At 64.0% G+C, this 13,910-nt stretch carries 11 protein-coding genes; 2 read left to right on the top strand and 9 right to left on the bottom strand.

Going from position 1 to position 13,910, the window contains the following annotated elements; translation table 11 throughout:
* Positions 1–561: 561 nt before the first annotated feature.
* The 9 genes from hflX to dusB form a co-directional block, all read right to left on the bottom strand.
* Complete coding sequence (gene hflX, locus NHF53_RS09125; RefSeq protein WP_252833915.1) at positions 562–1,911, bottom strand: GTPase HflX; 1,350 nt, start codon at positions 1,909–1,911, stop codon at positions 562–564.
* 74 nt (positions 1,912–1,985) lie between these two features.
* Entirely contained in the window at positions 1,986–2,231 is a 246-nt protein-coding gene (gene hfq, locus NHF53_RS09120) for an RNA chaperone Hfq (RefSeq protein ID WP_112689690.1), read from the bottom strand.
* 107 nt (positions 2,232–2,338) lie between these two features.
* On the bottom strand, positions 2,339–3,202 hold the full coding sequence (locus tag NHF53_RS09115; protein WP_252833913.1) for a D-amino-acid transaminase: 864 nt from the start codon (positions 3,200–3,202) through the stop codon (positions 2,339–2,341).
* A 21-nt stretch (positions 3,203–3,223) separates the two neighbouring features.
* Entirely contained in the window at positions 3,224–4,600 is a 1,377-nt protein-coding gene (trkA, locus tag NHF53_RS09110) for a Trk system potassium transporter TrkA (RefSeq protein WP_252833912.1), read from the bottom strand.
* Between the two features lie 51 nt (positions 4,601–4,651).
* The gene (locus NHF53_RS09105) at positions 4,652–6,016 is read right to left on the bottom strand and encodes a sigma-54 dependent transcriptional regulator (RefSeq protein WP_114363213.1); all 1,365 of its coding nucleotides are present in this window, start codon (positions 6,014–6,016) and stop codon (positions 4,652–4,654) included.
* The gene (locus NHF53_RS09100) at positions 6,006–8,273 is read right to left on the bottom strand and encodes a PAS domain-containing sensor histidine kinase (RefSeq protein WP_252833911.1); all 2,268 of its coding nucleotides are present in this window, start codon (positions 8,271–8,273) and stop codon (positions 6,006–6,008) included. Before NHF53_RS09100 ends, NHF53_RS09105 begins: the two co-directional genes overlap by 11 nt.
* Positions 8,274–8,437: 164 nt before the next feature.
* Positions 8,438–9,889 carry a nitrogen regulation protein NR(I) gene (gene ntrC / locus NHF53_RS09095; protein WP_114363211.1) on the bottom strand — a complete coding sequence of 484 codons (1,452 nt, stop codon included), beginning with the start codon at positions 9,887–9,889 and terminating at the stop codon, positions 8,438–8,440.
* Positions 9,889–11,028, bottom strand: coding sequence for a nitrogen regulation protein NR(II) (locus NHF53_RS09090; protein WP_112689696.1), 1,140 nt, complete (start codon positions 11,026–11,028; stop codon positions 9,889–9,891). The genes ntrC and NHF53_RS09090 overlap by 1 nt, the downstream gene beginning before the upstream one ends.
* Positions 11,028–12,011: a tRNA dihydrouridine synthase DusB gene (gene dusB / locus NHF53_RS09085; RefSeq protein WP_252833909.1), complete on the bottom strand. Its 984-nt coding sequence runs from the start codon at positions 12,009–12,011 to the stop codon at positions 11,028–11,030. The genes NHF53_RS09090 and dusB overlap by 1 nt, the downstream gene beginning before the upstream one ends.
* A 192-nt stretch (positions 12,012–12,203) precedes the next feature.
* On the opposite strand from dusB, the gene NHF53_RS09080 reads away from it, so the two are divergent.
* Positions 12,204–13,415, top strand: coding sequence for a bifunctional 2-C-methyl-D-erythritol 4-phosphate cytidylyltransferase/2-C-methyl-D-erythritol 2,4-cyclodiphosphate synthase (locus tag NHF53_RS09080; RefSeq protein WP_252833908.1), 1,212 nt, complete (start codon positions 12,204–12,206; stop codon positions 13,413–13,415).
* The gene (locus NHF53_RS09075) at positions 13,412–13,909 is read left to right on the top strand and encodes a CinA family protein (protein ID WP_252833907.1); all 498 of its coding nucleotides are present in this window, start codon (positions 13,412–13,414) and stop codon (positions 13,907–13,909) included. The genes NHF53_RS09080 and NHF53_RS09075 overlap by 4 nt, the downstream gene beginning before the upstream one ends.
* Position 13,910 lies beyond the last annotated feature (1 nt).

Raw genomic sequence — 13,910 nt, 5'->3', positions numbered from 1 at the left:
GAGGCGTGTGATACCGTCGCCCACCGTTCCGCAATCAACTGATAGATCGGAGGCCTGCCGGCGCCTCCGTTTCTGACCAGACGGACGGATTGCAGCTCACGCCAGTCGAACCTCAGATTGACCGGCGCCCCGAGAACCAGCCCTTCGGTGGATACCGAGACAAGCAGAGCATTTTCAGGGCGGTATATTGGCAACTGATTGACGACGCGGACGGCAAGAACGATGCCGCTCACAACAGCCGCTGCAGCCAGCAGGAACTCGATTGCTGGCGCAAGACCAAGAACGGACGACACCCACTGACTGCATGCCAATCCCACGAACGCAAAAAACAACGAAAGCGACAGGTAGGGACGGTCCTCACGCCGCAGCTCCACAACCTCGCATGTATTGCCTGCGGGATCTGTATCGCACACTTGCGGGTTTGGAACTCCATTTGTCACGACCGTCCTCGAAAACCCGTCACCTATACGTGCATCAGATCGACCGTGACTGCTCGCAGCCCTTGCGTCGACAGTCGCGGACAAATAAGCCGCCATGTCGGGCATCCACCACCCAGCGGCTTTACCGTTCCCAGTCTTCCTTGTCACGCTTTCGGTCATTGCCGAGCTTGCGTTCGAGCTCGATCGCCTGGCGCTCTGTCAGCCGCAAGTCGAGACTGACGGAGCCGTCCTCGCGGTCCTCGCGGCCGTCGACCACCGCGTTCTCGTAAGCCCAGGAGATCAGCGCCTGCTTGTCGGACGGGATGATCACCGTCGTTTCGGTGAGTACGCCCGAGAGCCGCTCGGAAATCACCGCCATCAGCCGGTCGACGCCCTCCCCGCTGATCGCCGAAACGGGGATGACGTTAGCGCGCGAGGCGGCCTTCTGCAGGATCGCGTCGTGGCTTTCCGGCTCCAGCCGGTCGATCTTGTTCCAGACCTCGATGATGCGCTCGGCCCCTTCCTTCTCGCCGATGCCGAGCTCGGAAAGGATGCGCAGGACGTCCGACGCCTGCGCTCCGTTGTCCGGATCGGACATGTCGCGGACATGGAGAATGAGGTCGGCTTCCAGCACCTCTTCGAGCGTCGCACGAAACGCGGCGACGAGATGGGTCGGCAGGTTCGAGATGAAGCCCACCGTATCCGACAGGATGACCGTGCGCCCGTGCGGCAGCTTCATGCGCCGGAGCGTCGGATCGAGCGTCGCAAACAGCATGTCCTCGGCGAGCACGCCGGCTCCGGTGATGCGATTGAAGAGCGTCGACTTGCCGGCATTGGTATAGCCGACGAGGGCGACGATCGGGTGCGGCACCTTGCGGCGCTTGGCGCGGTGGAGCTGACGAGTACGGACCACCTGCTCCAGTTCCCGTTCCAGCCTGACGATCCGCTCCTGCAAGAGGCGCCGGTCGGCTTCGATCTGGGTTTCGCCGGGACCGCCCATGAAGCCCGCGCCGCCGCGCTGACGCTCAAGGTGGGTCCAGCTCCGGACCAGCCGGCCCTTCTGGTAGTTGAGATGCGCAAGCTCGACCTGCAACGAGCCTTCCTTGGTGGAGGCGCGCCGGCCGAAGATTTCCAGGATGAGGCCCGTCCGGTCGATGACCTTGGCGTTCCATTCCTTCTCGAGATTGCGTTGCTGCACCGGGGTCAGCGGATGGTCGACGATGACGAGCCCGGCATTGTGCTCATCGAGCAGCGCGCCGATTTCGGCGATCTTGCCGGTGCCGAGCAGTGTCGCCGGCCGCGGCTGGTTGACGGGCACGAGCAGACCCGCCGCGATCGTCAGGTCGATGGCGCGTGCAAGGCCGATTGCCTCTTCTAGGCGGGCTTCGTTGGATCGGGCCGGAGCAGGTGGCTGCGCCCCCGCACCGTCGGCCTGCCCCGCCGCAGCAGCGCGCGAGGGTTTCACCAGCGGAACGACGACGACAGCACACATGTCGTCCCGGTGTTTTTCATCCTCCGGGACTATGGAATCGCTCTTGGTATCGCGCGTGTTGATTGCTTTTGACCCTATGAAGCTGCGTTCTCTTCGCTTTCGAACATCTGCATCGGCTGTCCCGGCATGATGGTCGAAATCGCGTGTTTATAAACCAGCTGCGAATGCCCGTCACGGCGCAGAAGGACGCAGAAATTGTCGAAAGACGTGACGACGCCGGTCAGCTTGACGCCGTTGATCAAGAAAATCGTCAACGAAATCTTCTGCTTGCGAACAGTGTTGAGGAAAAGATCCTGCAAATTCTGAGAACGTTCCGCCATGGCGTCGCTTCTTTCTTTTTTGCCGGTGCTTTGACCGGTGAATTATTGTTTGCGCGTGTCAGCCGACCAGGAAGTGCCCTTACGACCCCTTCGCGGTGAAGTTGGTATCAAATCGCAGTCTTTTCCGCAATGTCGAAAAAGGTCTGACGAATGCTTCGGGATACTTCGCCGGGATGACCGTTGGCGATGGTGCGGCCGTCGATCTCGACCACCGGAAAACAGATGCTGGTCGCCGCCGTAATGAACACTTCACGGGCCTCCAGCATCTCCTCGCGGGAGAATCGGCGCTCGACGATCGGCACCCCGAGCTTGTCGGCGACATCCATCAAAGTCGTGCGGGTGATGCCTCGCAGGATGCCCGGGTCAGCCGGACGGGTGACGAGATTCCCCTCCTTGTCGACGATCCAGACATTGGTCGCCGCCCCTTCCGTCACCATGCCGTCACGGTCGATGTAGATCGCCTCCTGCGCGCCCGCTTCCTTCGCCTGCTGGCGGGCGAGGACATTCGGCAGAAGACCGACCGTCTTGATGTCGACGCGCTCCCAGCGGTTGTCGGGAAGCGTGATCGCCTTGATGCCGCTGGCGTTCTTGGCGGCGATCACCTCCGGACTGGTGCTCTTTGCGGTCACCACCAGGGTCGACGGCGTACCGGCGGCGGGAAACACGTGGTCGCGCCGCGCCGCACCGCGGGTCACCTGCAGATAGAAGAGGCCGTTGCGCACGCGGTTGCGCCGCAGCACCTCGCGAATGACATGGGTGAGCGCCGCCCGCGCCATCGGCGGATTGATCCGGATCTCCGAGAGCGAGCGGTCGAGCCGGTCGAGATGGCGGGTGAGGTCGACGATCACGCCGTGGCGCACCTCGCAAACCTCGTAGACACCGTCAGCGAACTGGTAGCCGCGATCCTCGATATGGACACCCGCTTCGCCGTGGTTGACGTAGCGGCCATTGACATAGGCAATTCTCGGCATGATCGATGGAACTCCCGGCGATCAGAAATACTGGATGGAGACGCGAAACATCTGCTCGACGTCGCGGATCGCGGCCGCGGTGACGAAGAGCACCACGCGATCCTTGGTCTTGATCCTGGTGCTGCCGTCCGGCCGCAGGACCGCGCCATCGCGGTAGATCGCGCCGATGCGCATGCCTTCGGGCAGCTCGAGATCACGGAACGGTCGCCCAACAAGAGGAGAGGTTTCCAGCGCCTCGGCCTCGATCACTTCGGCGGCGCCGTTCTGAACGGCGTAGACCGAGCGGATTCGCCCCTTGCGGACGTGCTGGAGCACGCGCGAAATAGTGACGGCCCGCGGATTGATATAGGCGTCGATGCCGATCGAGGTCGTCAGGTCCTGATAGGACGGATCGTTGATCAGGATCATCCCGGACTTGCAGCCGAGGCGCTTGGCCATCGCCGCGCTCAGCACGTTCGTCTGGTCGCTGTTGGTGAGCGCCACCATGAGATCGGCATCCTGGATGTCCGCCTGCATGAGGATGTTCTGGTCGAGTGCCGAACCGTGCAGCACGATCGCGTGGCGAAGCTGATCGGAAACCCAGACGGCCCGCTCACGGTCGCCCTCGATAATCTTGACTTTCATCCTCGGCTGCATCTCGTCGATGGTCCGGGCGACGAAATAGCCGATATTGCCGCCGCCGGCGATGACGATGCGGCCGGCCTCCTGCTCCTCGTGGCCGAAGAGCCCGAGAGTGCGGCGGATGTGGTCCCGCTGGCAGATGACGTAGGCGAGATCGCCGACCAGAAGCTGGTCGGTCGAATGGACGGCGTGGAGCCGGCCGTTGCGATAGATCGCGGTGACGGTCGCCATCAGGTCCGGGAAGAGCTGGCTCAGTTGGTGCAGGGGCGTGTTGACGACCGGGCAGTCCTCCATGCACTCGATCGCCACCATCGCGATATGATCGTCGGCAAAGCGCGCGATGTCGTTCGCGCCGGGGAAGGAGATGCGCCGCAGCACCATCTTGCCGACCTCGACCTCGGGCGAGATGGTGACGTCGATCGGCATGTTGTCGCGGCTGAAGAGGTCGGAATATTCCGGACGGAGGTAGCTCTGCGAACGGATGCGGGCGATCTTCGTCGGCACGTTGAAGAGCGAATGGGCCACCTGGCAAGCGACCATGTTGATCTCGTCGTAGAGGGTCACGGCGATGATCATGTCCGCCTGGTCGGCACCGGCCTTTGCGAGCACGTCCGGGTGGGCACCGTGGCCGACATAGCCGCGCACGTCGAGCGTTTCGGTGATGTGGCCGACCAGCGAGGCCGAAGTATCGATCACCGAGACATCATTGTCTTCCTGGGACAGACGCTCCGCGATCCCGTAGCCCACCTGCCCGGCGCCGCAAATGATGACTTTCATGATGCCTCTTTCGACGGATGTGATGACGGCGGCTCGCGCCGCCGGACTCGCTTATACGCCAAGAGACTTCAGTTTGCGATGGAGGGCGGAGCGCTCCATGCCGACGAATTCCGCGGTGCGCGATATGTTGCCGCCGAACCGGTTGATCTGGGCGATCAGGTAGTCGCGCTCGAACATCTCGCGCGCTTCGCGCAGCGGCAACGTCATGATGTGGGTGTCGTTGCGCGCAGAGACCTTCGGCAGCATGTCGGAGAGGTCCTGCGGCAGCATCTCCGCGGTGATCGGCGAATCAGGACCGTCGCCGTGGGCAAGAATCATCAGCCGCTCGATATTGTTGCGGAGCTGGCGGATATTGCCCGGCCAGTCGTTTGCCTGCAGTACCGCCATCGCGTCCTCGCCGATCTTGCGCGGGCGCACGCCTGCCTGCTCGCAGATCTGGCGCATGTACATGTCGACGAGGAACGGGATGTCTTCACGCCGCTCGGCGAGCGCCGGCACCTTGATCGGCACCACTGCCAGACGATGGAAGAGGTCCTCGCGGAAGCGCCCCTCGGCAATCTGGTTTTCGAGGTTGTAGGCCGTCGACGAGATGATGCGGACGTCCACCTTCACGCGCTTCGAGCCGCCGACCCTTTCGAACTGCTGCTCCACGAGCACGCGCAGAATCTTGTTCTGTGTCTCGCGCGGCATCTCACCGATCTCGTCGAGGTAGAGAATGCCGCGGTGGGCTTCCTCGAGCACACCGATGCGGCGCGGCTGGCCGGGCGAGCCCTCTGTGCCGAAAAGCGCAATCTCCATCCGGTCCGGCGTGATCGCCGCTGCGTTCAGCGTGACGAAGGGACCGCCGGAGCGGGTCGAACGCTTGTGGATCATCCGCGCCACCAGTTCCTTGCCGGAACCGGACGGGCCGAAGATCATGATACGGCTGTTGGTGGGGGCGACCTTGTCGATCGTCTGGCGCAACTGCGAGACGGCGACCGAGGTCCCGATCAGTTCCGCGGTGTCGCCGGCGCGCTTTTTCAGCTCGGAGACCTCGCGTTTCAGCTTGGAGTTTTCGAGCGCCCGTTCGGCAATCAGAATCAGCCGGTCGGCCTTGAACGGCTTCTCGATGAAGTCGAAGGCGCCGCGCTTGATCGCCGAAACCGCCGTCTCGATGTTGCCGTGGCCGGAAATCATCACCACCGGCAGCTCGGGATGACGAGTCCTGATCTCGTCGAGCAGCGACAGGCCGTCGAGCCGGCTTCCCTGCATCCAGATGTCGAGAAAGACCAGCCGCGGCACACGATCCGAAATTGCTGCAAGCGCGCTGTCCGCGTCGTGGGCTGTGCGGGTCTCGTGACCTTCGTCGCTCAGGATGCCCGAGACGATTTCGCGGATGTCTTCTTCGTCGTCGACTACAAGAATATCAGAGGCCATGGACCTTTTCCCTGTCACTTTCACCTGCGGCGGAAACGCCGGCGTCGAGGCGCGGCAGGACGATCCTGATCATGGCCCCTCGCCCGTGGTCGAACTCCGCCGGCGCGTCATGCAATTCGAGCTGACCGCCATGTTCTTCGATAATCTTCTTCACGATCGCGAGCCCGAGCCCCGTGCCCTTCTCGCGCATCGTCATGTATGGTTCCAGGATACGATGGCGGTTCTCGACCGGCAGACCCCGTCCGTTGTCGATGACGTCGACCACGAAGCTGTCCTGTCCCTCGTCATAGGCCGAGCGTACCAGCACCTTGCCGCCCAGCCGCTCTTCGGCCGGCACGGCCTCGATGGCCTCCACTGCATTCTTGATGATATTGCCGACCGCCTGTCCGAGCATGCGCGCGTCGAAGCTGCCTTCGAGCGGCTTGTCACCGAACTCGCGCAAAAAGGTTACGTCATTGTTACCCATTTCGCGCAGGAAGACCGCATCGCGCAGAATATCCCTCAGATCGGATCGTTGCTTCGCCGGCTTCGGCATGCGGGCGAAGGCCGAGAACTCGTCCACCATGCGGCCGATATCCTCGACCTGCCGGACGATCGTATCCGTGCACTGGTCGAAGACGGCGCGGTCGTTCTCGTCGATCTGGCGGCCGTAACGGCGCTTGATCCGCTCTGCCGAAAGCTGGATCGGCGTCAGCGGGTTCTTGATCTCGTGGGCGATGCGGCGCGCCACGTCAGCCCAGGCGGTCGAACGCTGCGCAATGACGAGATCGGTAATGTCGTCGAGCGTAATGACATAGGCGTCGGCGGCGCCGCGGGTCTCCTCGCGGGTCACCTGGACGCTCAGCGTCCGCTCCTTGCCGCCACGGATCAGGTTGATCTGCTGGCGGTATTCTCCGCGGTGGCGCACCGCAGCCTCCGCCATCACCCGATCGATTTCGGGTGCGACAATAGAAAGCTTCTTGCCGACGATCTCTTCGGAGGACTGGGCGAGGAAATACTCCGCCGACGGATTGACGATGGTGATGACGCCGTCGTCCTCGACACCGATCACGGCCGCCGTGACGCCCGACAGCACCGCCTCGATGAAGCGGCGGCGATCGTCGACTTCGTCCTTGGCCTCCAGGATCTCGTCGCGCTGGGTACGGATCTGCGAGATCATCTTGTTGAAGGTGAGCGACAGGCTGCCGACGTCGCCATCGGCGGAGCGAACGGGAACGATGACGTTGAAATTGCCGGAGGCGACGTTGTCGGCGGCGCTGATCAGGAGACGGATCGGCCGGACGATACGGTCGGCGATCGCGATCGCCGTCCAGATTGCCGCGAGCAGGACGATGAGGGCGAAACCGAGGTACAGTACGGCAAATGCGATCTGCAGCGACGTGCGGCCGGCCTCCATCGCCTTGTATTCGGCGGTGTTGTCCTCCATCAGCCGCATCGCCGCCATCACCTTCGGGTCGACCGCGCGGATCGTGTAGAGGAAGGTGCCGGAGATGGAATCGAGCTTGATGATCGCGCCGACCAGATTGGTCACGCCCGGCGGGATCAGCGTCGGCTGGCCTGCCGCCGCGCTTTCGAGTGCGTCCTTCGGGATCGCCGGCAGGGGCTTGTCGGTCTTGATCTCGGCCTGGGTGATCGCCGAACCGTCCTGACGCACGAGGAAGGCGCCCAGCATGCCGCGCCCCTTCGCCTGGCGGGTCATGAGCTGCACGAAACCGGTCCGATCGAGGAAGAAGAGTGCGCGGTTACGATCGAGGTCGTTCGCCATCGAAATGGTCTGGCCCTGCAGGTAGCTCGCGTTTTCGAGCATGTAGGCCTGCGCGACATTCATCGACGAACTGACGATCGATTGCGTCCGGAGCGAGAACCAGCGGTCCAGACCGACGTTCAGCGTGATACTGGCAAAGATGGCCACGAGGATGGCGGGCGTAATCGCCACCACAGAAAAGAGCGCGACGATGCGGACATGCAGCCGGGCTGCCGCGCGGCCGCGCGTGCGCGCTCTCACGAGACGGCTGACCTCCCGCCCGATCAGGAACATGAGCCCGACCACGAACAGCGAGTTCAGCACGGCCGACGCAATGAGGACATTTGAGGTCGGCGCGATCGGGGTCAGCCCGAGCAGGACCGGCAACGTAAAGACGGCGCAGGCGAGCGCGCCGCCGGCAAGGACGAGACCAGGCAAAGCGAAGGAGGCGCGGCGGTCGTTCACCAGTGCGGCGTCACCCTCCGCCACGGGATCGATCCTTCGGGTGTCCATCTCAAATCACTTCCCGCCCGCCGGGCCAATATCAGCGCTGTGCGCACCACATAGGAAACAGTATCGCCCGAACGGACGAACGAAACGGCCTGAGCGGACTCGGCACCGTCTCGTGACTTTTGAGCAACGCAATGTGGCGAAATTGCAACGGCACCCGGCGGGTGTCAAGCCGACCGGGAACTCCTGTAGACCGATACGCCGAGTTCGCGGATCTTCTTTCTGAGCGTGTTACGGTTGAGACCGAGCAGGTCCGCCGCCTTGATCTGGTTGCCGCGGGTGGCCGTCAGCGCCGCCAAGATGAGCGGGTATTCCATCTCCGTCAGCACGCGATCATAGAGCCCCGGCGGCGGCAAACCATCGCCGAAACCGGCGAAATAGCTGCGCATGTTCTCTTCCACGGCCTGCGCGATGGTCATCGGCCCCGACGCGACGCTCGCCTTGGTGATTGGGCTATCGGCGATATCGGAGCGCAGTTCGGATTCGATGATTTCCCGGGTGATGACATCCTGTGGATAAAGCGCCATCAGGCGGCGGACGAGGTTTTCCAGCTCGCGGACATTGCCGGGCCACGCGTAGGATTTCATGACTTCGAGCGCTTCCTGGTCAAAGCGCTTCGAATCAAGACCCTGTCGCTCGCCCTCCTGGATGAAATGGCGGACGAGGTCCGGGATGTCTTCGGCGCGATCCCTCAGCGGCGGCAGACGCAGCGGCACGACGTTGAGGCGATAGTAGAGGTCCTCGCGGAAAAGGCCCTGATTGATCGACTGCTTCAGGTCCTTGTTGGTGGCCGCCACGATCCGGACGTCGGTGCGGATCGGCGTGCGTCCGCCGACGGTGGTATATTCACCCTGCTGCAGGACGCGCAGCAGGCGCGTCTGCGCATCCATCGGCATGTCGCCGATTTCGTCGAGGAACAGCGTCCCCCCCTCGGCCTGCTCGAAGCGGCCGGTCGAGCGGGTCTGCGCGCCGGTGAAGGCCCCCTTCTCGTGGCCGAAAAGCTCCGACTCGATGAGGTCGCGCGGGATCGCCGCCATGTTGATCGCGACGAAGGGACCATTGCGGCGCTTGCCATAGTCATGCAGGGCGCGGGCGACGAGCTCCTTGCCGGTGCCGGACTCGCCTGTGATCATCAGCGTGAGATCGGTCTGCATGAGACGCGCGAGAACGCGGTAGATCTCCTGCATGGCGGCCGAGCGCCCGACCAGCGGCATGCCATCCTGCATGTCGTCGTCGACACGAGCCGGCTTCTTCTTCGGCTCGGCGAGGGCGCGGCCGATGATTGCGATCAGTTCGGTGAGATCAAAGGGTTTCGGCAGGTAGTCATAGGCGCCCCGTTCGGACGCCTTGATCGCCGTCATGAAGGTGTTCTGCGCACTCATCACCAGAACCGGCAGATCGGGCCTTGCCTTCTTGATGCGCGGCAGCAGGTCAAAGGCGTTCTCGTCCGGCATGACGACGTCGGTGACGACGAGATCGCCCTCGCCGGCAGAGACCCAGCGCCAGAGCGTCGCGGCATTGGAGGTGATCCGGACGTCGTATCCCGCCCGCGTCAGCGCCTGGTTGAGCACGGTACGGATAGCGGCATCATCGTCAGCAACAAGGATGGTGGCAGTCATCAGAGGCTTCCTGTGGAGTTCGCCGGGGTCGGGTCTTCGAGCGCGACACCCCGGGAGACGGGCATCAGCACACGAAAGGTTGTGCGGTTGGACTGGCTGTCGCATTCGACGATGCCGCCATGACCACCGATGATCTTCGCGACCAGCGCGAGGCCGAGCCCCGATCCGTTCGTCTTCGTGGTGATGAAGGGGTCGAAGAGATGCGGCAGCAGGTCGGCGGGAACCCCCGGACCGTTGTCGTGCACGCAGAATTCGAGCGGCAGCGAAATCTTCTCGCGCGAGCCTGCGACCGAAAGGCGGATGCCCGGCCGATAGGCGGTGGTCAGCTGGATTTCTCCGTCGGCGCGGTCGCCGATCGCCTCGGCCGCATTCTTGACGAGGTTGAGGAACACCTGCACCAGCTGGTCGCGGTTGGCGTAAACCGGCGGCAGCGACGGGTCATAGCTCTCGGTGATCTTGATGTCGCGGGCAAAGCCCGCCTTGGCGATCGCCTTCACGTGGTCGAGCACCGAATGGATGTTGATCGGCTGGCGGTCCACCGGCCGCTCGTCGGAGAAGACTTCCATGCGATCGACAAGCGAAACGATGCGGTCGGTCTCGTCGCAGATGAGGCGTGTCAGCGCCCTATCCTCGTCGGTCACGGAGCTTTCCAGAAGCTGTGCCGCGCCGCGAATGCCGGAAAGCGGGTTCTTGATCTCGTGCGCCAGCATCGAGGCGAGCCCCGTCACCGAGCGGGCGGCCGCGCGGTGGGTCAGCTGACGATCGATCTTGTCGGCCATCGAGCGCTCCTGGAACACCACGACCACGGAGCCCGGATCGCTCACCACGGGGGCCACGTAGAGGTCGACGAGCTTGTCCTCGCCGAGGCGTGGCGAGCTCAGGTCGACACGGTACTCGTTGACGGGTGCCCGCCGCTCCCGCACCTGGTCGATCAGGGCGAGCAGCGGGCTGCCAAACGGGATCAGGCTCGCCACCTGGTGACGGGCGAGATGGCTGGCGCTCGCGCCGAAGAAGGATTCCGCCTCCCAGTTCGCAAAGGTGACGAAGCCTCCGGCATCGACGAGGATCACCGGGTTCTGGATGGCATTCAGGACGGTCAGGGCCAGGCCGTTGTCCCGGGTTTCCTGCGGTTGCGACATCAGGCGGCCTCCTGCCGGTCGTTTTCTTCTTCCGCCGCCTCTTGGAGCGCGCGAGACAGGGACGCGACGACGAAACGGGGATCGCGGGCGGTCATGATCTCGGCCTTGCGGGCGGCCGCGAGTCCCGGAGCAAAGCGTTCGAGATACCAACCCAGATGCTTGCGAGCGTGGCGCAAGCCGACATCGGTCCCGTAATGCGCCAGCATCATCTCGTAATGCTCGACGGCGATCGCGGCGATCTCCGCCCGCTCGGGCGCACGGGCGCCGGCAAGAACGCCGGCGTGCCACGGCCGCCCCTGGCAGGCACGGCCGAGCATGACTGCATCGGCGCCGGAACGCCTCAGAATTTCCTCTGCGTCTTCGCGGCTCGAAACGTCACCGTTGGCGATCAGCGGAATTTCGACCGCGTCGCGCACCGCGGCAATCGCATCCCAGTCGGCGCGACCCTCGTAGAATTGCATGCGGGTGCGGCCGTGGATCGTGACGAGCCGGATACCCGCGCGCTCGGCGCGCGCGGCAATCTCCGGCGCGTTGATCGAATTCTCGTCCCAGCCGAGCCGCATTTTCAGCGTCACCGGGATACTCACCGCGTTAACGGTCGCCTCAATCAGAGAGAGAGCATGGTCGGGATCGCGCATCAGCGCTGATCCGGAATAGCCGCCGATGACCTTCTTGGCCGGGCAACCCATGTTGATGTCGATTACGTCGGCGCCGTTGGCTTCGGCGATCCGTGCGGCTTCCGCCATCCAGTGGGCCTCGCGGCCGGCGAGCTGCACGACATGCGGACGCGCCTCGCCATCGCGCAGCCGCATCCAGGATTCGGCCGCATTCAGCACCAGTTCCCGGCTCGCAACCATCTCGGTGACGACAAGTCCCGCCCCGAAGCGCCAGGCGAGCTGGCGGAACGGCAGGTCGCTCACCCCGGACATCGGCGCCAGCGCGACGCGATTGCGGACGGTCACCGGCCCGATCTGAAACGGCATGTGAAGTGCTCTGGATTGCAAATGATTATCTTTCAGGCACGGATCGGATTTGCACTATTTTTAGCCAGCCTTGAGCGGCTTGCCAAGCGAAAACCGCCGAACGGAACAAAAATTCGGCGCACTCTGGAAATCCTGGCGCCGACGCTCTACTGCTCCCTTACGTGTTATTTGTGTCAGGAACAATCTCCGCGTATGGCAAATTTCGAGGCCCTTTCAATCGCTGTCATCGTGGTCGCTGCAGGGCGCGGCGAGCGGGCCGGCGCTTCCGCGGAAGGGCCGAAGCAGTATCGCCGCATCGACGGAAAGCCGGTGATCTCCCATACACTTCAGCGCTTTGTCGACTGGCCGGCAACGGGTCCGATCGTCGCAGTCATCCATCCCGATGACGAGGCGCTGTTCGAGGATGCTTGCCGGTATCTGAAAGGCGGACGGGACATCGTCGTCACCTTCGGCGGGCGCACGCGCCAGCAGTCGGTCGAAGCCGGCCTGAAGGCGCTTGCCGGCCGCGACGTGACCCACGTGATGATCCAGGACGCCGTCAGGCCGTTCGTCGATACGGCGATGCTGGAGCGGGTTCGCGCCGCCTTCGAGGACGGTGCCGAAGCCGTATTGCCGGCCATTCCGGTCACCGACACGCTCAAGCGCGGCTCGGCCGAAGGGCTCGTGATCGAGACCGTGCCCCGCGCCGGGCTTTATGCGGCGCAGACGCCCCAAAGCTTCAGCTTTCCGGCAATCATGGCCGCGCATGCGCGCGCCGCCTCGGAGGGACGGGACGATTTCACCGACGATGCCGCCATCGCGGAATGGGCCGGCATCCCCGTCCGTCTGGTCGAGGGGTCGCCGGAAAACGTCAAACTCACCGTCCAGCGGGATATCGCCATGGCTGACGCCAGACTCTCCTCCTCCGCCCTTCCCGACGTGCGCACCGGTAACGGCTATGACGTGCACCAGCTGGAGGCCGGCGACGGCGTCACGCTCTGCGGCGTCTTCATTCCGCACGACCAGAGGCTCAAGGGACATTCCGACGCGGACGTCGCCCTGCACGCCCTGACCGATGCGCTGCTCGCCACCTGCGGCGCCGGCGACATCGGCGACCATTTCCCGCCCTCCGATCCGCAATGGAAGGGCGCGCCGTCGCGCATTTTCCTCGAGCACGCAGCTAAGATCGTCCGCGACAACGGCGGCACGATCATGAACGCCGACATCTCGCTGATCGCCGAGGCCCCCAAGATCGGGCCGCATCGCCAGGCGATGCGGGAGAAGCTCTCGGAGATTCTCGGCATCTCGCTCGACCGCTGCTCCGTCAAGGCGACCACCAACGAGAATATCGGCTTCGTCGGCCGGCGCGAAGGGATCGCCGCGATCGCCACTGCGACCGTCGTCTATGGAGGTGCCAAGGCATGACGGTCTTTCCACCGGAGATCGAAGCACTTGCCTCACGTATCGTAAGTGAGTTTACGCAACGCAACTTGAAGGTCGCCACCGCCGAATCCTGCACCGGCGGACTGATCGCCGGGGCACTTACCGAGATTTCCGGCTCGTCGGCCGTCGTCGACCGCGGCTTCGTTACCTATTCGAACCGCGCGAAGGTGGAAATGCTCGGCGTCGACGAGGCCGTGCTCGACTCCTTCGGCGCAGTCTCCCGCGAGACGGCGCTGCAGATGGTGGCCGGCGCACTTCGCCGCTCGGGGGCGGATCTGGCGGTCGCGGTGACCGGCGTTGCCGGCCCGACCGGCGGCAGTGCCGAAAAGCCCGTCGGTCTCGTGCACATCGCGGCACGGCGCCGCGACGGCCGGGTCATTCACCGTGAAATGCGCTACGGCGATCTCGGCCGGAGTGGAATTCGCCTAGCGACGGTTCGCACCGCGCTTCAAATGCTGATCGAGGCCGCGGGCTGAG

This window comes from Ciceribacter sp. RN22 (assembly GCF_024054295.1).
In the GTDB taxonomy this organism is placed as follows: Bacteria; Pseudomonadota; Alphaproteobacteria; order Rhizobiales; family Rhizobiaceae; genus Allorhizobium; species Allorhizobium lividum.
Note: the sequence above shows the minus strand (reverse complement) of the source record. Positions and strands in the feature narration are given on the sequence as shown.

Excerpts from the sequence above, each read along its gene's own strand:
- ntrC (WP_114363211.1), bottom strand. The coding sequence starts at position 9,889 with ATGACTGCCACCATCCTTGTTGCTGACGATGATGCCGCTATCCGTACC.
- NHF53_RS09105 (WP_114363213.1), bottom strand. The coding sequence starts at position 6,016 with ATGGCCTCTGATATTCTTGTAGTCGACGACGAAGAAGACATCCGCGAA.
- NHF53_RS09075 (WP_252833907.1), top strand. The coding sequence starts at position 13,412 with ATGACGGTCTTTCCACCGGAGATCGAAGCACTTGCCTCACGTATCGTA.
- NHF53_RS09090 (WP_112689696.1), bottom strand. The coding sequence starts at position 11,028 with ATGTCGCAACCGCAGGAAACCCGGGACAACGGCCTGGCCCTGACCGTC.
- dusB (WP_252833909.1), bottom strand. The coding sequence starts at position 12,011 with ATGCCGTTTCAGATCGGGCCGGTGACCGTCCGCAATCGCGTCGCGCTG.
- NHF53_RS09080 (WP_252833908.1), top strand. The coding sequence starts at position 12,204 with ATGGCAAATTTCGAGGCCCTTTCAATCGCTGTCATCGTGGTCGCTGCA.
- hflX (WP_252833915.1), bottom strand. The coding sequence starts at position 1,911 with ATGTGTGCTGTCGTCGTCGTTCCGCTGGTGAAACCCTCGCGCGCTGCT.
- NHF53_RS09115 (WP_252833913.1), bottom strand. The coding sequence starts at position 3,202 with ATGCCGAGAATTGCCTATGTCAATGGCCGCTACGTCAACCACGGCGAA.
- hfq (WP_112689690.1), bottom strand. The coding sequence starts at position 2,231 with ATGGCGGAACGTTCTCAGAATTTGCAGGATCTTTTCCTCAACACTGTT.
- NHF53_RS09100 (WP_252833911.1), bottom strand. The coding sequence starts at position 8,273 with ATGGACACCCGAAGGATCGATCCCGTGGCGGAGGGTGACGCCGCACTG.
- trkA (WP_252833912.1), bottom strand. The coding sequence starts at position 4,600 with ATGAAAGTCATCATTTGCGGCGCCGGGCAGGTGGGCTACGGGATCGCG.